The organism is Spartobacteria bacterium UBA695, assembly GCA_002298145.1.
Classification (GTDB): Bacteria; Verrucomicrobiota; Verrucomicrobiia; order Chthoniobacterales; family Chthoniobacteraceae; genus UBA695.
Genome location: DBMP01000023.1, coordinates 176,001 through 194,937 on the forward strand (window position 1 = coordinate 176,001; position 18,937 = coordinate 194,937).

10 protein-coding genes are annotated in these 18,937 nt (G+C 61.0%); 3 read left to right on the forward strand and 7 right to left on the reverse strand.

Features of this window, described 5'->3' with window-relative positions; translation table 11 throughout:
• Position 1 precedes the first annotated feature (1 nt).
• The 5 genes from fliF to B2828_RS13320 form a co-directional block, all read right to left on the reverse strand.
• Positions 2-1,534, reverse strand: coding sequence for a flagellar basal-body MS-ring/collar protein FliF (gene fliF / locus B2828_RS13300; protein ID WP_479634245.1), 1,533 nt, complete (start codon positions 1,532-1,534; stop codon positions 2-4).
• 17 nt (positions 1,535-1,551) lie between these two features.
• On the reverse strand, positions 1,552-1,938 hold the full coding sequence (fliE, locus tag B2828_RS13305) for a flagellar hook-basal body complex protein FliE (RefSeq protein ID WP_479634246.1): 387 nt from the start codon (positions 1,936-1,938) through the stop codon (positions 1,552-1,554).
• A 6-nt stretch (positions 1,939-1,944) separates the two neighbouring features.
• Complete coding sequence (gene flgC / locus B2828_RS13310) at positions 1,945-2,343, reverse strand: flagellar basal body rod protein FlgC (protein WP_479634247.1); 399 nt, start codon at positions 2,341-2,343, stop codon at positions 1,945-1,947.
• A gap of 14 nt (positions 2,344-2,357) precedes the next feature.
• On the reverse strand, positions 2,358-2,732 hold the full coding sequence (gene flgB / locus B2828_RS13315) for a flagellar basal body rod protein FlgB (RefSeq protein WP_479634248.1): 375 nt from the start codon (positions 2,730-2,732) through the stop codon (positions 2,358-2,360).
• A 151-nt stretch (positions 2,733-2,883) separates the two neighbouring features.
• On the reverse strand, positions 2,884-3,291 hold the full coding sequence (locus B2828_RS13320) for a hypothetical protein (protein ID WP_479634249.1): 408 nt from the start codon (positions 3,289-3,291) through the stop codon (positions 2,884-2,886).
• A gap of 94 nt (positions 3,292-3,385) precedes the next feature.
• On the opposite strand from B2828_RS13320, the gene B2828_RS13325 reads away from it, so the two are divergent.
• Positions 3,386-3,850, forward strand: a complete 465-nt coding sequence (locus B2828_RS13325; protein ID WP_479634250.1) for a response regulator — start codon at positions 3,386-3,388, stop codon at positions 3,848-3,850.
• Here the strand turns inward: B2828_RS13325 and B2828_RS13330 are convergent.
• A complete protein-coding gene (locus B2828_RS13330; RefSeq protein ID WP_479634251.1) occupies positions 3,817-5,820 on the reverse strand; it encodes an O-linked N-acetylglucosamine transferase, SPINDLY family protein in 2,004 nt (667 codons plus the stop codon). The two genes, B2828_RS13325 and B2828_RS13330, sit on opposite strands and share 34 nt — an antisense overlap.
• 16 nt (positions 5,821-5,836) lie before the next feature.
• Positions 5,837-17,092: a beta strand repeat-containing protein gene (locus tag B2828_RS13335; RefSeq protein ID WP_479634252.1), complete on the reverse strand. Its 11,256-nt coding sequence runs from the start codon at positions 17,090-17,092 to the stop codon at positions 5,837-5,839.
• Between the two features lie 298 nt (positions 17,093-17,390).
• Here B2828_RS13335 and B2828_RS13340 point away from each other — a divergent pair, with 298 nt between their 5' ends.
• Complete coding sequence (locus tag B2828_RS13340) at positions 17,391-18,185, forward strand: SDR family NAD(P)-dependent oxidoreductase (protein WP_479634253.1); 795 nt, start codon at positions 17,391-17,393, stop codon at positions 18,183-18,185.
• A 62-nt stretch (positions 18,186-18,247) separates the two neighbouring features.
• Positions 18,248-18,937: a YkgJ family cysteine cluster protein gene (locus tag B2828_RS13345; RefSeq protein WP_479634254.1), complete on the forward strand. Its 690-nt coding sequence runs from the start codon at positions 18,248-18,250 to the stop codon at positions 18,935-18,937.

The window sequence follows — 18,937 nt, forward strand, 5'->3', positions numbered from 1 at the left end:
GCTAGTTACCGTTCGATGCCGACATCCACCCACGCAAGGCCGCGCCTACATTCTGCGGCTTTTGCCGGATCATTTCATTAAGCATCTCCGGGGAAAGCTGCGGTTTTTCCGCTTCGAAGTTCACATTGGGATCCAGGATCTCGATGGGGATCTCGTATGGCTTCGTGCGCTTCAAAAGCCGGAGGAAAGCCATCACGGCAACCACGGCAATCAGCAAGCCAAAGCCATTACGCACCCACTCCGGATTGGCGTAAAGGAGGTCCAAAAATTCCGTCTTTCTGCCCACCGGAGCCACGAACGGCACCTCCTGGAGCGAGATCATCTGCGAAAGATCCTGTCCGCTCTCGGGCTTGATGCCAAGGGCGTTGGCCACCATCTGCCGGAGCGAGTCAAGTTCCTGCACCGTGCGCGCTTTCTCCTTTGCCGCGATAAATACCGAAGCTGAGACACGCGTAATTTTACCCGGGCTTTTCACCGAATTAATCGTCGTCCGGTTAATCTCGTAGCTATTGGTTTTATTTTTGCGAGTTTCCTCGCTGTTTTTACCACCCGGCTTGCCGTTGCCTTCGCCGGTGGGGGTGGCGGGAGTATTGGAGGAGACGCCCACGGCGGGCCGCTGGCTGGAGCCATCCGTTTCGGTCGTAATAACGCTGTCTTCCGTCACCACCTCGTTGCGCACAACCTGCCCATCGGGTTCATAAACGTCCTTCACAGAAGTGGAGCTCTCGATATCCACATCGGCCGATACCCGCACCACGGCATTGTTTTCCCCCAGCACCTTGGAGAGCATTGTTTCGACCTTCCCCGCAAAGTAATCCTCGATACTCTTGCGGTATTTCATCTGCGCGGAGGCATTCCCAAGGGAGGGATCGTCCTTGAGATGTTCCGTCAGCACGCTACCATGGCTGTCCACGACCGCCACGTCGTTCACATTCAGCCCCTCAACCGAGTTCGCCACTAGAAAGCGGATCGAATTAACGGCCTCTTGCGTCATGGCGCCCGAGCCTTGCTCGACAAAGACCGAGGCCGTCGGCTTCGTCTTAGTTTCAGAAAAGAGCAAGCGGTTTTCCGGCAGAACGATCATCACCCGCGCCGAGCGAACGCCCTGGATCTGCGCAATGGTGCGCGAAAGCTCCCCTTGCACGGCCCGGAGGTAATTGGTGCGTTGCACAAAGTCGCTGATGCCGAAGTTCGTCCGGTCGAAAATCTCGAACCCTATCCCGCCGCCTGACGGGACCCCCTTGGCCGCAAGCGCCGCGCGCAATTGGTGCACTTTTTCGGCAGGCACATAAACGGAGTTTCCGCCCGCGCCCATCTCGTACTTCACGCCTTGTTCCTGGAGCAGCGTGAGCACCTCCGCGACGTCCTTCTCCCCCAACCGCCCGTAGAGAAGCTGCATCTGCGGATGGCCCGACCACATCGTTACCGCGATGATCCCGGCCACGACAGCCAGCATCGCCGCACCGAGCGTCAGCCGCTGGCCGGTCGACAACTGACTCCAAAACATCCTGAACTGTTTGGCGAAATCGTTCATAAAAAATTACCCCACGCTCAAACCTGCATCCGCATCAGCTCCTGGTAGGATTCCACCAGCTTGTTGCGCACCTCGACCATCAGCGAAAAAGCCACGCTCGATTCCTGAATCGAGATCATCGCCTGATGCAAGTTATTGGTTTCGCCGGAAAGCAGCTTATTTTGATCCGCCTCGGCAGCCTTCATTTTGCCGTCCACGTCCTGAACCGCCTGCTCCAAAACCTTGGAAAACGAAGTGGCCGATGAAGACTCGCCCGATGCGTCGGAGGAACGAGGCGACGAGGGCAGGGAAACCCCCTCCAGCCCACCCGCACCCGGCGACGCAGCGGCACGCTCCGCGATCTCCTGGGATCTCCCAAGGAGATTGGAGTAGCTGGTATTACCGATGGGGCCGATGATGGACATAGCGTGCTATTTGCCGATGGAAAGCGCTTGGGAAGCCAGTTGCTTTGCATTGCGGACCACGGCGAGGTTCGCTTCGTAGGCCCGGGAGGAATTCATCAGATCGACCATCTCTGTAGCGAGATTAACGTTGGGCATCTGAACCATTCCGTTCTCGTTGGCATCGGGATGGGCCGGGTTGTAGACCGTTTCGCCAGGAGTGGTATCAGTAGAGACCCGGGAAACGCGCACCCCTTTTTCCGCGCCGTCGAGCACGGATTCAAACGACACCATTTTGCGCTGATAAGGCGCCCCGTCCACATCGTGCGTCGTCTGCGCATTGGCAATGTTCTCGGCCACGATGTTCATGCGGACTTTTTCCGCATTGAGCGCGCTGGAGGTGACGTTGATACCGGAGATCAGGTTCATGGAGTGATTCGAGACTATGAACGACCGGTGATCGCCACTTTGAGTTGCTTGAGTGACGCGCTGACAAACTCCGTGAGAGCGTTGTATTGCAGGGTATTGGAGCTCATCGCGGTCAGTTCCTTGTCGATCTCGACATTGTTGCCGTCGAGGCGCTGGCTGGTAGCCTGGGTATCCGTCGCGAGCGAAGGCGTACCGAGTTCATCCAGCGTCCTCGACTGAAGGTGGGTGGCGAATTCCTTGGAAAAGTCTTTGGGCAGATCGACCCGCTTGTAGTTCGGCGTCTCGACGTTGGCGATATTGGACGCCAGGGCTTCATGCCGCATCTGGGTAATATCCAGCAGCCGCTTGGAGGCAAGGTAGTTGGTATTGGAAAAAAGCCCGTCGATCATGGCTGCGCCCATCTAAGCAACCCATATGCCAGCAAAAGCGCCAATTCGTTTGAACCCCCAGGTTCCCCACGAAATGACGCATTCATCGGGCAAAGCCACACTCGAGCTGACAGGACTGAAGTTGCCGGGAGGCAAAATTTGCCGCGTCCCGCTATGCAACCAACGCAATCGCCGTGGACGCCTCGGGAGTGGCAGCGGCCCATTGCCGAACCACCGCATGGCTTTGCGAACTCAGCGGAACGGTCACTTTTTCCCCTCCGGGCAAGATCTGCGACAAACTTCCATCGCGGGAAACCGATAACCGGACCGTCGCCCCGGAACCTGCGGAAGCCAAGAGGGACTGGACCTCGGGCAGCGCCGCCACATTTTGCTGGATCGCACCCGCGCTGTTTTTTCCACCCGAGGCAGCATGGTTGAGCAATGTCTGGAAGTCCGTCGTCTGGGACGCCTCGGCAGCCTGCGCCTGCGCATCCGCCGCGCGGTTCCAACGTTGGAGAGCCGATGTGGCCAGGGAGGTAATGGCAGGTATGGCAAAGGGAAACATATCGTCATGTTGCATAGCACCCCATGTGCCACCGGCCCGTCCCCGGAGGCCGAAAACCGGAGGATTGCATCTTCCCTGAAGCTTGGTTTATGCTTTCCCAAGGTCAAGAATGAACGAAAAGCCTCTGAATTTTCCGCAAGACGAAACTTTTCCACCCCAGGGAAAAGGCGAGGTGCTTTTGTTGGTGGACAGCGAAAAATCAGTGCTCGAAATGGCCTCCATCGTCTTTGGTCTGGCCGGTTACAAGGTCATCACCGCCGACAACTCGGCAAAGGCGTTTGAAATTTACCACAAACAGAGCAAGAAAATCGACGCCGTTCTCCTGGACTGGTCGATGCCGGCCATCGGCGGCGTTACCCTGAGCCGGAAGCTCGTGGACATTAACCCCAGGGCGAAAATCATCGTCTCAGGCAGGCAGGATTTTCCCCAAAACGAACTGGAGCTTCGGAAACTTGGCGTCAGATATTTTCTTTCTCAACCCTATAACGTCACCGAGCTTCTCAAGGCCGTCCATGAGACAATTCACCCCGGCAGCGCGAATCAGCGCAAACGCTCCAACCTGCCACCGGGATAGATAGGCCGGAGCTTATCCCTTGCCGCCAGCCGTTCGGCCCACCATTTTTCGTAATCGCCGATCGTCTGCACTTCGATTTCGTCGTGATTCACCTGGCTGCCAACCTCCAGGCAGACATCCAGATTCGAAAGGTCCGGCCGGGGCATATCCCCATTCAAGAACCGCTCCCACATCGTGGAGTACAAACCCTCAAGGCTGCGCACCAGCAACGGCATATCGAAAAGCGTGCAGGTATCGCGCCCCGCACGCAACCTCTCGCGCAAAGGATGGAGCAGCGCAGGCGTGTTGCCCAGGACCACGGCGCAGTTAACGTATTCGCGTGCCGAGGTAAAGCAGAGCTCCGGGATTCCCGCCGAGCGCACCAGGCTGCCGCAGACGCGGGAGGCAAACGAGCGACCGCTCAACGTGAGAACCGGCACCCCCATCCACAAAGCATCCGATGCCGTGGTATGCGCGCCGTAAGGCGTCGTATCGAGGAATAAATCCGCCAGAACATAACGGGCCAGGTGAAAAGGGTTCGCCAGTTTCTCCGCGAAAATCACCCGCTCCGGCGCAATGCCGTGCTGAGCGGCGTGTTCCTTCAAGCGCTTGTTGGCCGCCTCGGTACTGCTTAAAAGCCAGAGCACGCTACCGGGAACCTGCTTAAGAATCATCAGCCAACGCTCGAAGGTCGACCGGGTGATCTTGTGCGCACCGTTGAAACAGCAATACACCAACGCATCCTCCGGCAGCCTGGCCTCGGCGCGCGTGGGCGTATGCGGCGCGACATTCCGTTTGCGATTGCTCGGCTGATAGCACGGCAGCCGCAGCACCTCTTCGGAGTAGTAGATTTCCTGATCTTTTGAAATGATCCAATCATCTGCAATCACATAATGATGGTACGGGCTGCCCATGCTCCCCGGGTACCCCAGCCAGTTCACAATCACCGGCGCGGGCCGCAGCGCAATCAGCTTGACGCGGGCCTCTCGCGTATAACCATTGAGATCCACAAGAATCTGGATACCGTCCTCCCGCATGCGCCGGGCGGCAGCAGCATCGTCCAGGCCTGTAATGGGAATCCAGTGATCCGAGGTCGCCTGGAAGTTCGCATGCAGCGGGTCTTTCGCCTCCGGGCCGCAGTAATAGGCGAACACCTCCACCTTGGTGCGGTCGTGCAATCCGAGCACCTCCGTCATCAAGTAACCCAGCGCATGTTCACGCAAATCCGAGCAAAGGTAGCCAATCTTGAGCGGCCCGGTGGCGCTGGCCGCCCTTGGCCAAGCATCGAACGCCCCCACCGGCATCCCCACATCGAGCTTGTTGTAGTTCCACGACATCGCCAGTTGCAACAGCGGGTCATCCGTATATGCCGCGGCGGAGAGCGGCGACATCCCGCCCATGAGCGTCTCCCGGTCCACCCGCTCCCACGGTGCCACCACCGGCCATTTACATTGCCGCTGCCGGAGCGCGACGTAATGCTGAGCAACATCCCTTTGGCGCGGATCAATTTCAAGACTCTGCCGCAGCATCTCCTCGGCGGGTTCATCCTGATCCGCCGCCTCAAGCACCCGCGCACTCTGGTTAAGAGCCGTTGTTTTATAAGTAACATTCGAGCCGTTGAGCGTCGCAAGCTTTGCCGAAACCGCCGACCATTGCACAATGGACATCCCGGAGTTACCCAGCCGCTCGTAAATGCGCCCAAGGTTAATATAGGCAGGCATAAACTCCACGTTGATGGCAATGGCCCGCTCCAGGCACTCACGGGCGGGCTGCAATTTTTCCGCGTCCGAGAGAATCACCGAATAGTTGAAAAGAATCGCATAGAGCAGCGGGTTATCCTGGTTATGCTCGATCCATGTCGCATAAAGCGTTTCCACGGACTGCGTTTGCCCGCTTTGCTTGAAGGTTTCCGCCGCACGCATCAGGTCCGCCACGCTCATCTTGCGCGACATAGAGTCCAGCATCGCTGTCGTAAGAATATCGTTGGTCATACTCGCTTAAAAAAAATTACAGAATTGCGTCTTTAATCGCCTCAAGCTGCTCCGTGCTCATCACGGCCAATTGCTCCGAAGTCAGCGCCCCCAGCTCCGTCCCATTGAACATCGCAATCGCCGTCGTCGTCAGCGCGGCAAGCGTTGTCGTGGTAATCTCCGTCATGGTCGTCGTGGTAATAGCCCCGAACTGCGTCGCAGACATATTGGCAATCAACGTCGGAACCACGATGCCGAGCTGCACGCCCGTCAACGCGCCGATTTGATCCGAGGTCATCGACGCAAGCAGCGTCGTCGAAAGACTATTCCACTCCGTGCTAGTAAGGCTGCCGATTTGAGTTCCACTCATCGCCATGATCTGCGTGGTGGAAAGCGCATTGAGCTGACCGGTATCGAACGCTCGGATTTGCATCCGCTGCAAGCCGCCCACCTGCCCCGTGGTAAGCGCCTTGATTTGCGCCGTCGAAAACGCATCAATGGCCGTGATCGTCAGCGCGGCAATCTGCGTATCGCTCAGCGCAGCCAACTGAGTCAGCGTCATATCCGCAATCTCGCTCGTCGTCAAACCGCTGATCCCAGAAGACGAGAGCGCCGCAAGCTGCCGCGAAGTCAGCGTCTCAAATTGCTCCAGCGACAACGCACCGATCTGCGTCGCCGCCAGGCCGCTCAGTTCCGTAGCCGTCAGGAGCAGGATTTGCGTCGTCGTCAGGCCCGCGATCTGCGTCGTGGTCAACCCCGTAATCCCGGTAGCCGAAAGGCTGCCAAACTGCATCGTCGTCAGCTGCGCGAATTGTGCCGCCGTCAAACCGGAAACCGCCGTGTCGGTCAGCGCCATCAATTCCGCTGGCGTCAGCGACACTACCTGCGTCGTCGTCAACGACTCCACCTGGCTCGCGCTCAAGCCGCTAACGCCCGTGGTGGAAAGTTCCGTTAGCTGCGTAGTCGATAACGCGGCAAGTTGGGTGGACGTCAGCGCCGCCACCTGCGTCGAAGTCAACCCGCCCAATTCGGTGGCGGTCAAAACGCCGATCTGGGTCGTGGTCAGGTTGACAATCTGCGTGGTCGTCAGCGCCGCGATACCCTTTGCCGAAAGGCTCGCCAGCTGGGTTTCAGTCAATTGAGCAAGTTCATCGGTCGTCAACCCCGAAAGCGCCGTCGTCGAAAGCCCCGCCACCTGCGTCACCGTCAACGCCGCAAATTGATCATCGGAGAGGTACCCGATCTGTTTATCAGTCAGACCGTATACCCCGTTAGTGGAAAGCGCGGCGACCTGGTCCGTCGTCAATGCGCCAAGTTGCGTGGAACTCAACTGCCCGACCTGGGTCGAAACCAACCCAGCGATTTCGGTCGTCGTCAGATTACCTAGTTCCGTCGTCGTTAGCGCCGAGACCTGCGTCGTCGTCAACGCCCCCACTTGCTCTTGCGTCAATGCGGCGAGCTGCTTCCCGGTAAGCGAGGCAAACTGCGTGGCCGTCAAACCAGTCGCGCCCGTCGTGGAAAGCGCGGCAATCTGCGTCGTCGTGAATGCCGCAAGCTGCTCCTTGGACAAAGCGGAAACCTGGCTCGATGTCAGCCCCGCGATCTCCGTGGTCTTCAGCGATAGTAGCTGAGTCGTACTCAATGCCGCAATCTGCGTGATAGTCAGCGCACCAATCTCCGTTGTGGTCAGGCCTTGTAGTTGCGTTGTCGTCAACGCATTCAGCAGCGTCGTAGAGAGCGCCTGAACCTGCGTGGTCGTCAAGCCGCCAAGCTCCGTGGCAGTCAGCGCCCTGAAAGCCGTGCTCGATAGCGATTCAAACTGGGTCTCGCTCATTCCCTTGATCGCCGTGGCGGAAAACGCGGCGATTTGCTGTGTCGTCAACGCCGCCAGCTGCGTGGTCGTCAATGTGGAAACCTGCGTCGAAGTCATCCCGGCAATCTCCCCCGTCGTAAGGCAGGTCAACTGCGTGGATGTCAGCGTAGCCACCTGTTTTGTCGTCAGCGCGCCGACCTGCGTCGAGGTCAGCGCCGCAAGTTGTTTCGTAGTCAGCGCCGCAAGTTCGCTCGTCGTCAAGTTGCTCACACCCGTCGTCGAGAGCGCGGCCATTTGAGAAATCGTCAGCGCGGCAAGTTGACTCGTGGCCAATGCCGCGACCGTCGTGGCATTCAAGCTGGCAATTTGCGTCGTCGTCAACGCCGCGATTTGATCCGTGGTCAGCGCCTGCAATTGCGTGGCCGCGAGGATCGCGATGCCCGTAGTCGGAAGCCCCTGAATTTGCGTCGTCGTCAGCGAAGCAAGCTGCGAAGTCGTCAAAGCGCCAAGCTGCGTCGTGTTCAACGAACCGAGCTCTGTGGACGTCAACGCCCCAAGCTGCGCCGCGGAGAGCGCCCCCAGTTGCGTCGCCGTCAAGCCGCTGAAAGCCGTCGTAGAGAGCGCGGCAACCTGCGTCGTATTCAACGCCGCAAGCTGCGTGGTGCTCAGCGAGGCGAGCTGGCTATCGCTCATACCGCCGAGTTCAGTACTCGTCACCACGCCCCATTGGGCAGCCGTAAACGACGAAAGCTGAGTGGTCGTCAACGCGCCAAATTGCGCCGAAGTCAACGCCGCCAGCTGGCGCGTCGTCAGCGCCGCAAGTTCGCTGGCAGTCAAAACGCTGATCGCCGTGGAATCAATCGCGGCGATTTGAGACGAGGAAAGAGCAGCCACCTGGGCCGTCGTCAACGCAGCGGCAGCCGCGGTGGTCAAAACGCCCATTTCCGTCGTCGTAAGCCCGGCCACTTGCGTAGTCGTCAGCGCACTAATCTGCGACGCCGTCAGCGCCGCAAAGGCCTCTGTATCCAGGCTTCGAAGCTGCGTAGTCGTTAGGTTGGAAATTTGCGTCGCAGTTAGCGCGGCGATTTGCGTATCGCAGAGACTCGCTACCAAAGTCGTCGTCAACGCCGCGATCTGCACCGCGGTCAACGCCGCCATTTCCGTCGTTGTGAACCCGTCCGCACCAGCAACCGATATCGCGACCAACTGCGTATCCGATAAAGCGCCCAACTGAGCCGCCGTTAGCGCCGAGACCTGAGTGGAAGCCATGCCGCTGATTTGGGTATTACTGAGTCCAGCAATCTGCGTGACCGACAGAGACTGGATTTGCGTTTCCGTCAACGCCCCAAACAGCGTCTCCGTCAGCGCCGAGAGCTGCGTGGTGCTCAGCGTCTGCAACTGCGCCGCAGTCAACCCGGTAATCCCCGTGGTGGAAAGCGCTGCAAGTTGCATCGTGGTCACCAGACCGAGCCGTTCCGGTGCCAATGCGGCGATTTGCGTGCTCGTGAGCCCGCCAAACTCGGCGGCCGTCAGCGCCCCCAACTGCGTGGCAGTCAACACCGCCAAAGCAGTCGTGGAAAGACCGGGAACCGCGCTCGCGGAGAACGCCGCAACCTGGCTTGCAGAAAGCTCTTCAATCTGCGTCAATGCCATCGCCGCGACCTGCGTGCTCGTCAAACCGCCGATGCCCGTGGTGCTCAAGGCCGCCATTTGCGAAGCGCTCAGCGCCTTCAACTGCGTGGTAGCCAACGCACCCGCCTGGGCCGCCGTCAGCGCGCCGATCTGCCGGGTGCTCAGCGCGCCAATCTCGTCCACCGTCAGTCCGCCGACCCCCGTGGTGGAAATGGCAGAAATCTGCGTGATATTCAGGACGCCCAACTGCGTCGTAAGGAACGCGGAGATTTGCGTGGAAGTCAGGCTGCCGAGAGCCGTCGTGCTGAGCGTCGTAAGTTGAGCGAGCGTTAGCACCGCAATTTGATTAGCCGTCAGATCCCCCATCTGAGTCGGCGTCAGGCCGTCAAGCTGCGTGGAGGTCAGGCTCGCGACGTCGATCGTCGTCAAGCCCGCGATCTGACGGTCACTGAGGCTGCCGATGGCCGTGGAAGTCAGCGCCGTAAACTGGGCGAACGTCAAGGCGTCGAGCTGGGTAATCGTGAAGCCGCCCATCGCCGTGGAAGTCAGCGCCGCCACTTGGCTCGTGGATAGCGCGGCAAGCTGCGTGAGCGCCATAGCAGCGATCTGGGTATCCAGTAATCCCGAAATCTCGGTCGTCGTCAGCAAGGAAATCTGGGTGGAATCAAGCGAAGAGAGCTGCGTGGATTCCAGCGCGCCAACCAGGGTGGCCGTCAGCGCAGCCCATTGAACCGAGGAGAGCGCGTCCAATTCCGTGGCACTTAATCCGCGGATCGCCGCAGTGGAGAGCGCCGCGAGCTGCGTCGTATCCAACGCGGCAATCTGGACTGTCGTGAGCGCGCCCATGCCCGTGCTCGTGAAGCCCTGCGCCTGCGTCGTCGTCAGCGCCGCAAGCTGCGTTGCCGTCAACGCACCAAGCTGGGTCGTCGTCAGCGCCCCGATGCACGAGCTGCCCAGCCCCTTGATCTGCGTGATCGTCAACGCGGCCACCTGCGCGACGTCGAGTTGGCGGAATTGCGTAGTCGTCAGCGCCCCGATGGCGGTCGAGGACATCGCGGTCAGTTGCGCCGCCGTCAGCGAGGCAAGCTGCGTAGCCGTCAGGCCCGTCATCTGCGTGCTCTCTAGCGCCGCGAATTGCGTCGTGGACAAGGCCGCAAGCTGCGTGGCCGTCAGCGTCCCCAAGGCGGTTCCCGTCAGGCCCTTGATCTGGCTAACCGTGAACACCGCAAGCTGGCTGGCGCTCAAGGCATCGACCGCCGTCGTGGTAAGCGCCGCCAGCCCGGCGCTGGTAAGGCCCCGCAGCTGAGTCGCCGTCAGCACGGCAATCTGCGTAGAAGTGAGGCTGCCCATCGCCGTGGTCGTCAGCGCGCCGAGCTGCGTGGACGTCAGCCCCTGCACCTGCGTCACCGTCAGTTCGCTCAGCTCCGTGGAGGTAAGGCCGCTCACCTGGGTCGTCGTCAACGCGCCAATCTGCGTGGACGCCAGCGCCGCCACCTGGGTTTCGGTCAGCACACCGATGCCCGTGCTGCTGAGGCCCTTGACCTGCGTGGAACTCAAGGCCGCAAGCTGCATGGCGGTCAAGTCACCGACCTGCGTCATCGTCAACGCGCTCAATGCCGTCGAGGTCAACGCCGCCAGTTGCGTGGTCGTCAAAACACCAAACTGCGCTTCGGTAAACCCACTGATCTGCGTAGTCGTTAGCGCGGAAATCTGCGTGGCCGTTAAGCCGACAAGCTGGCTCGTTTTCAACGCTCCAATGCCGGAACTCGTCACCCCCTGAACCTGCGTCGTCGAGAGCGCCCCAAGCTGCGTAGCGGAAAGCTCTGCCACGGCCGTAGTTGTCAGCGCCGCAAGGCCCGTACTGGTAAGACCCTTCAACTGCGTTGCGCTCAGAGCATTCACCTGCGTATCGAGTAATCCCGCAACAGCCGTGGCGGTCAGCGCCCCGAGTTGAGTGGAAGAGAGGCCTGCCAGCTGCGTCGTTGTAATGCCGCCGACCTGCGCCGAGGTCAGCCCGCTCATTTGCGTCGCGGAAAGCGCCGCAAGCTGCGTGACGCTCAACGCTGCAAGCTGCGTATTGGCCAGCGCGCCCAGCCCCTCGCTGGTCAACCCTTGCACCTGCGCCGTGCCCAAGGCCGCGAGCTGCGTCCCGGTAAACCAGCCCACCTGAGCCGTCGTCAAGCCGCCCAATTCCGTGGCCGTCAGCGAGGTGAGCTGCGCGGAGGTCAAATTCTGGAACTGATCTTCAGTTAGCCCCGTTACTTGCGCCGTCGTCAGCGAAGCGATTTGCAGGGGCGTCAACGTCTTGATCTGCGTCGTCGTCAACGCCCCGATGCCCGTGCTCGTAAGGCCTTGGAGCTGGGTCGTGCTCAGGATGCTCAACAGCCCCGAGGGAAGCTCCGCGATCACAGTAGTTGTCAGCGCACCCAGCCCGGTGCTGGTAAAGCCCTGGACCTGCGCCGTGGTCAGCAGTTCAGCCTGCGCGTCGGTGAGCCCGCACAGCGCCGTGGCAGTCAGCGCCCCGAGCTGCGTGGAACTCAGCGCGCCAAGCTGCCGCGAGGTCAACTCCCCGACCTGCGTCGAAGTCAGCCCCGTCATTTGCGTCGTCGTCAACGCGCCGATCTGACTGGATGCAAGCGCCTCGAACTGGGCGTCACTCAAAGCCGCGATCGAGGTACTGGAAAACCCTTGAACTTGCGTCGCCGTCAGCGCCTCGATTTGCGCATTGGTCAACCCGCCCAGCGCCGTCACCGTCAAGCCGCCAAGCTGCGTGGAGCTCAGCGCGCCAAGCTGCTCCAGACTCAAATCGGCCGCCTCCGTGCTCGTCAGGCCGCCGAGTTGCGTCGTCGTGAGCACGGAAAGCTGGGCCGTCCCGAGCACCGCAAGCTGGGTCGCCGCCAGCGCGCCAATGCCGTCGCTGGTCAGGCCCTTTAGTTGCGTCACCGTCAGGGACCCAAGCTGCGTCAGCGTCAGCAGCCCGATCTGCGTGGCAGTCAAACCGCGAATCTCCGTGGACGTCAACGCCGCAAACTGAGTCGTCGTAAGCAAGCCAAACTGGTCCTCCGTAAGCCCCTTGACCTGTGTCATCGTCAACGCACCGATTTGCGTTGCCGTCAACGTCGCAAGCTGGGCCGCTGACAGCACTTGAATAGCCGTGCTCGTCAATCCCTTGATCTGCGTCCCCGTCAGCACCGCGAGCTGCGTCGTCGAAAGCGCCTCCACCGCCGTCGTGGTCAGCGCAGCAAGGCCGGTGCTGGTCAGTCCCCTCACCTGCGTCGCGTTCAGGGCACCCAACTGCGTTGTGGAAAGGCTCCCGAGGGCTGTCGTGGTCAGCGCGCCGAGTTGCGTGGAGGTCAAGGCGCTGATTTGCGCGACCGTCAGTTTTTGGATCTCCGTGCTCGTCAATCCCGCGACCTGCGTCACCGTCAACGCCGCCAGCAGCGTCGAATTCAGCTCGCCAAGCTGCGTATCGTTCAACGCGCCGATGCCGCTGCTGGCAATGCCCTGAATCTGCGTCGTGGAGAGCGCGGCCAGGCGCGTTCCGGCAATCTCGCCTACCTGAGTCGAGGTCAACGCCCCCAGCGCCGTGGAAGAAAACGCCCCCCACTGAGTCGCCGTCAAGTACCCGAGCTGCTCCTCGGTAAGTCCTTTCATCTGGGCCGTCGTCAACACGCCAATTTCCGTCACCGTCAGTCCCGCGAGCTGCTCTTGAGACAACGATCCAATGCCCGAGCTGGTGATGCCTTGAAGCTGAGTCGTGCTCAGCGCGGCCAACTGGCTCGACGACAACTCCGCAACCGCCGTCGTCGTCATCGCCGCAAACCCCGCGCTGGTGAGCCCCCGAATTTGCGTCGTCGTCAATGCAGCCACCTGCGTATCGCTCAACCCGCGCAGCGCCGAAGCCGCCATGGCCCCGAGTTGCGACGATGACAGCGCCGAGACCTGCATGGTGTTTAATTCGCCCACGATAGTACTATTGAGCCCCTTGACCTGCGCGGGGGTCAACGCCCCGATTTGTGCCGCCGAAAGCACCGCGTATTTTGCATCAGCCAGGGCCGCCACCGCCGTACTGGTAAGGCCCCGGATCTGCGTGGTAGTAAGCTGCGTCACCTCCGTATCAGTCAGGCCGCCCAAGGCCGTCGTGGTCAGCGCCCAGAGCTGCGTGGAACTCAAAACGGAGAGCTGAGCCGCCTTCAGGTTTGCAACCTCCGTACCGGTGAGCCCGGAAATCTGCGTCGTTCTCAGCGCGGCAACTTGCGTGGTCGAAAGCGCCGCCACCTGGGCTTCGGAAAGCGCGCCAAGCCCAGTGCTCGTCAGGCCCTGGATCTGCGTGATGCTCAAGCCGGATAGCTGCTCCTCGGACAGCTGCCCCACTTGCGTCGTTGTCAGCGCGCTCAGCTCCGTCGAAGTCAACGCCGCCAGGCGGGTTCCCGTCAGGCTGGCGAGCTGATCCTCGCTCAAACCCTTGATCTGCGTAGTAGTAAAGGCCGCCAATTGCGTCGAGTTCAGCTCTTCCAACTGCGCGACAGAAAGCGCCCCGACGCCCGTGCTGCTAAGCCCTTTGAGCTGCGTAGTCGTCAGCGCTTCCAGTTGCTCCCCGGAAAGGGCCGCCACCGCCGCGGTACTCAACTGCCCCAGGCCCGAACTGACCAGCCCCTGAACCTGCGTCGCGCTTAAAAGAGCAATCTGCGTCTCGCTCAATCCGCTCACCGACGAAGCAGCCAGCCCGCCAAGCTGCGTGGAAGTCAGCGCCGAGAGCTGCTCCTCCGTCAATTCCCCAACCTGCGTGGCGCTAAAGCCCCGGATCTGCGTGGCCGCCATGACCGCGAGTTGCGTGGCCGTCAAAGCCGATACCTGCGTGTCATCGAGACTCCGGATTTCGGTGCTGGTAAGCCCTCGGATTTGCGTCGTCGTCCACTCCCCGACCTGCGCTTCAGAAAATTCGTCCAACTGCGTCGTGGTCAACGCACCGATCTGCGTGGAGGTCAGCGCCGCCAACTGCGTGCCGGAGAGAATGTCGATTTGGTCCGCCGTCAGCCCCTTGATTTGCGTCGAGGTCAGCGCCGCCAGCTGGGTTTCCGAAAGCGCCGCCACCTGGGTCGTCGTCCAAGAGTTGATCCCCGTGCTGGTGATGCCCTGGATTTGCGTGGCCGTCAGCACGCCGATGTCATCCACCGTTAACGCATCAAGCGCCGTCGTCGTCAGCCCCGCCATCGCCACCTTGGCGAACCCCTGGATTTGCGTGGACGTCAGCACCGCAATTTGGTCTTCCGAGAATCCAGCCGCCGCCGTGGCCGTTATCGCGCTGAGCTGCGTGGAGGACATCGCCTCGAGCTGCGTGGCCGTCAGCTCGCCAACGCCCGTCCAGTTGAGCGTGCGGATTTGCGTCGTCGTCAAAGCCGCGACCTGCGTGGAGGTCAGCGCGTCAATGCCCGTAATCGTTAAGAGCCCCTTGACCTGCGTGGAGGTCAGCATCGAGAGCTGCATCGCGGAGAAGTCCCCGAGCTGAGTGGAGGTCAACACGTTAATCTGCGTGGAAGTCAGCGCCGCCAGTTGCGTCGCCGTGAGGCTGTCGATCTCCTCGCCGCTCAGGCCCTTGATTTGGCGGGTGGTCAACGCCGCGATCTGCACACCGCTCAACGCCGCGAACGCGGTGACCGAAAGCGATCCAACGCCGCTGCTGGTCAGGCCCTGAATCTGCGTCGTCGTCAACGCCTGAAGCTTCGCGGCCGTCAAAGCGCCCAGCGCATCCGTGGTAAGCGCCCCGATCTCCGTGCTCGTGAAGCCCGCGATTTGCGTCGTGGTCAGCGCCGCCACCTGCGTATCAACCAGCGCCGCCACCGCCGATACATTCAACGCACCCAGCTCGGTGGAGGTCAGTGCCCCCAGCTGCGAAAAGGAAAGATTGCTCACCTGCGTGCTCGTCATGGAGCGCATCTGCGTAGTGGTCAGCGAAGCAAGCTGCGTTAGCGCCAGAGCGTCGAGCTGCGTCTCGGCCAGCGCGCCGATATCCGCCCCGGAGAGCCCGCGAAGCTGGGTAGTCGTCAGCGCGGCAAGCTGCGTGGAATTCAGCCCCGCCATCGCGCCCGAGGGAAGCTGCCCGAGTTGCGTCGCCGTCAAGACCGCGAGCTGCGTCGTCGTCAGGCCGCTGATGCTCGTGGACGACCACCCCTGGCATTGGGTCGTCGTCAGCATCGCGAGCTGCGTCGTGGAAAAGAGGGCCACCAGCTGGCTTTCCAGCCCCTTAATCTGAGTGCTGGTGATCCCCATCATCTGCGTGGTGGAAATCGCCGCCACCTGCGTTCCGTTTAACCCATCGAGCGCCGTCGTGGTCAGCCCGCCGAACTGAGTCGAGGTAAAGCCGGAAAGCTGCGCCGTGGTCAAGCCCTCGATCTGCGTTTCCGTCAACCCGGCGAGCGACTTCGAGCCGATCCCCGCAAGCTGCGTCGCGGTAAGCCCCGAAAGCTGCGTCGCACTCAGTTCATGGACCCCCGTGGTCGTCCAGCCCGCCATGGCCGTGACCGTCAGCATAGCGAGCTGCTCCGAGGTAAACTGATCCATTTGCGAGATCGTCAACGCCCCCACCTCGACGCTGCTGAAGCCCCGCATCTGCCGGGTGGTCAGCGCGGCAATCTGCGTCGAGGAAAGGCCAGCCACCGCCGTCGTGTTGAGGCCGCCAATTTGCTCGGAGGTCATCGCCGCGATCTGGCTCAGCGTCAGGACGGCGACATCCGAACTATTGAAGCCGAGCATCTGCGTACCGCTTAACGCCGTGAGCTGGGTGGCGGTAAGGCCGCTGATGGCCGTCGTCGTCAGCGCCCCGATCTCCGTGCTCGTAAAGCCTTTCATCTGCGTGGCCGTCAACACGCCCAGCTGGGTGCCCAGGAACCCGCGCACAGCCGTCGTGGTAAGGTTGGCAATCTGCGTGGCCAGCAGCCCGGCAAGTTGAGTCGCGTCCAGGTTGCCAACAGCCCCGCTGGTGAACCCTTCACATTGAAGCGTGGAAAGCGCGCCCAGCTGCGTGGCCTGCAACGCATCGATTTGCGAATCCGTAAGGCAGCCGATGGCCGTGCTGCTAAGCCCCTGGATTTGCACCGTCGAGAGCACCGCAATCTCCGTCGGCGTCAGTCCGGAAATGGCCCAGGTGGAAATCGCCCCGATCTGAGCCGCGGAGAGCGCCCCCAGCTCCGTAAGCGTCAACGCCGCCACCTGGGTATCCGCCAATCCGCTGATCCCGGTGACGCTCAGCGCCGCGACCTGCGTGGCCGCCAACACCGCCAGCTGGGTAGGCAATAAATGCCGCATCTGAGTGGAATTAAGCACGCCACACTGCGAAGTCGTCAGCGCCGCCAACTGATCGAGCGTCAACACCTCCATCTGCTCCGAGGACAGGCCCATGATCTCCGTCGGTGTCAATGCCGCGATCTCCGTCGGCGTCAGCGCGGCAATTTGAGTCGGCGTCAGTTCGCCAATATCGGTACTCGTAAGGCCCGCGATCTGATCCGCTTCCAGAGACGCAAACTTATCCGCGGCCAAAACTTCCACTTGGGCGCTGCTTAGAATAGACAGCTGCGTAATGCTGAAGGAGACAAACTGCGTCGTCGAGAGCGCCTGCATCTCAGTCGTCTCCAGAGCGTCCACCTGGGTCGTCGAGAGAACATCAATCTGCGTCGTATCCATCCCGCTGACCTCCGTAGTGGTCAACGCCCCGATCTCCGTCGGCGTCAACGCAGCAATCTGCGACGACAGCAGCATCGCAAACTCCGTCGCGGACAGGCTCTGAAGCTCCGTCACCGTCAGATTCGCGATCTGTTCGGGAGTATAGGTTAATATGGGCGAGAGGGACATCGGCGAGGCGGCTTGCGCCAGGGCTGCTTCAGGGGGAAACAGCGGGACGGCAGGGCATTCCAGTAGACATGGTTTTTGGGGAGCGCCTGCGAAGCATATTCCGCGCCTACCCCGCCCCACCGGATAAAAAAACAGCCAACCTTCAGAGTGCCACTCTGTAAGGCCTCCGGAGAAACCACCCGCAGCGCAAACAACTCCCCCACCCCCACCCCTCCATGGACACAGAGTTCCCCCGTTACCTTAATACGGCATTTTACAACGCGTCCATGGAACCCATGAACCACGATGTGACAACCAAATGCATTCCACGGAAAATTGTTGCCTGATAACCGGCGCATCGTCCGGCCTCGGCATGGAGTTCGCGCGGCAACTTGCTCCGAGCGCCTCCGTTCTGATTCTTGTCGCCCGTCGCTTGGAACGTCTCGAGGCGCTTCGATGTGAGCTCCTCCGGCCCGGGTTGACGATTCATTGTCGACAAGTGGACTTGGCCAATCCCGGGGACCTCGATCGACTGATCGCCTGGCTCTCGGCGATGGATACCCCGCTTAGCTTTTTGATCAATAACGCAGGATTAGGGGATGACGGCGAGTTCGCGCGTAGCGAGTGGGAACGCGTCGACCAAATGCTGGAAGTCAATATCCGCGCCCTGACAAAGCTTACCCTTGCGGCCTTACCGGCTTTGCGCAAACAGCCGAGCGCCGCCATTCTCAACGTCTCCTCGATCGCCGGATTCCTTCCAGTGCCCAAGACGGCAGTATATGCCGCATCGAAAGCCTATGTCACTAGCCTCTCGGAAGCGCTCCGGTGCGAACTGCGCGGTACCGGCATTCGCGTGACCGCCGTCTGTCCGGGCCCAGTGCCAACAGAGTTTAAGGAGGTCGCCTCCCGGAGGCATGAAAAAACGAAGTCGCTCAACCCGCCTCCGTTTTTTAAGACACCCGCCCAGAAAGTAGTGCGGGATGCCCTGGCCGCCGTCGCCGGAGACCGCGCCCGCGTCGTCCCGGGCTGGTACATCTCCGCCGTGCTATCTCTCGCCGCCACAATGCCGATGCCGTTCGTGCGGTGGGCCTTAACCCGCAGGGCGAAGGAGTAATTAGCCGCCAACGCAGAAACGGGGTTCTCCTGCGGCGAAATGTGCGCTAGGCTGGGAGATCCGTGGACACCGAGCCTTCCGCCAATTCAGCATCAATCACCCAACTCGCCGACGACCTCGCTTGCGCCAAGTCATCCGGAGCATTTCACTCCGCATTACAACGGGCGCTTGGGGCGTATGATCAGCTCAATCAATCACGGATTGAAAAAGAGGGCCTTTCATTGGTATGCCGCGCCGGGTGCTCTCTTTGTTGCTGGCTGCGGGTGGACGTTTACGCGCCGGAAGTTTTCTTGATCGCGGAGACCTTGCGCAAGGAATTGCCACCGCCCCAGCTTGATGAACTACTCGGGCGCTTGGCCACACACGCGGAGTTGGTAACCGGGATGACGGTCTTTGAACACGCCACGCGAAACGTCGCGTGTCCCCTCTCGCGGGAGGGCTGGTGCAGTGTCTATAGCGTGCGCCCCCATACCTGCCGCAGGCATCACTCGCAGGACCTCGCCGCCTGCCAGTTTACGTATGACCACCCGGACGACCTGGAATTTCCCGGTGCCCACAGCCGCGAGCTATTCACGGAATTGACAGAAGCCATGGGCCTGCATGGCGCAGTCTATGAATACTTTGGGTACGACGGCACGGTTTACGAACTGGGCTCGGCCCTGCACGAGGCGCTAACCGACCCAGCCTGCTGGCAGCGCTGGAGCCGGAAGGAAACGGCTTTTCAGAAGGCCTCGGTGACGCCCATGGCTTAG

What these genes read in the sequence shown, in the direction of transcription:
- flgB (WP_479634248.1), bottom strand. Translation starts at nt 2,732, where the DNA reads ATGATCGACGGGCTTTTTTCCAATACCAACTACCTTGCCTCCAAGCGG.
- B2828_RS13325 (WP_479634250.1), top strand. Translation starts at nt 3,386, where the DNA reads ATGAACGAAAAGCCTCTGAATTTTCCGCAAGACGAAACTTTTCCACCC.
- B2828_RS13340 (WP_479634253.1), top strand. Translation starts at nt 17,391, where the DNA reads ATGCATTCCACGGAAAATTGTTGCCTGATAACCGGCGCATCGTCCGGC.
- flgC (WP_479634247.1), bottom strand. Translation starts at nt 2,343, where the DNA reads ATGAACCTGATCTCCGGTATCAACGTCACCTCCAGCGCGCTCAATGCG.
- B2828_RS13330 (WP_479634251.1), bottom strand. Translation starts at nt 5,820, where the DNA reads ATGACCAACGATATTCTTACGACAGCGATGCTGGACTCTATGTCGCGC.
- fliF (WP_479634245.1), bottom strand. Translation starts at nt 1,534, where the DNA reads ATGAACGATTTCGCCAAACAGTTCAGGATGTTTTGGAGTCAGTTGTCG.
- fliE (WP_479634246.1), bottom strand. Translation starts at nt 1,938, where the DNA reads ATGTCCATCATCGGCCCCATCGGTAATACCAGCTACTCCAATCTCCTT.
- B2828_RS13320 (WP_479634249.1), bottom strand. Translation starts at nt 3,291, where the DNA reads ATGCAACATGACGATATGTTTCCCTTTGCCATACCTGCCATTACCTCC.
- B2828_RS13335 (WP_479634252.1), bottom strand. Translation starts at nt 17,092, where the DNA reads ATGTCCCTCTCGCCCATATTAACCTATACTCCCGAACAGATCGCGAAT.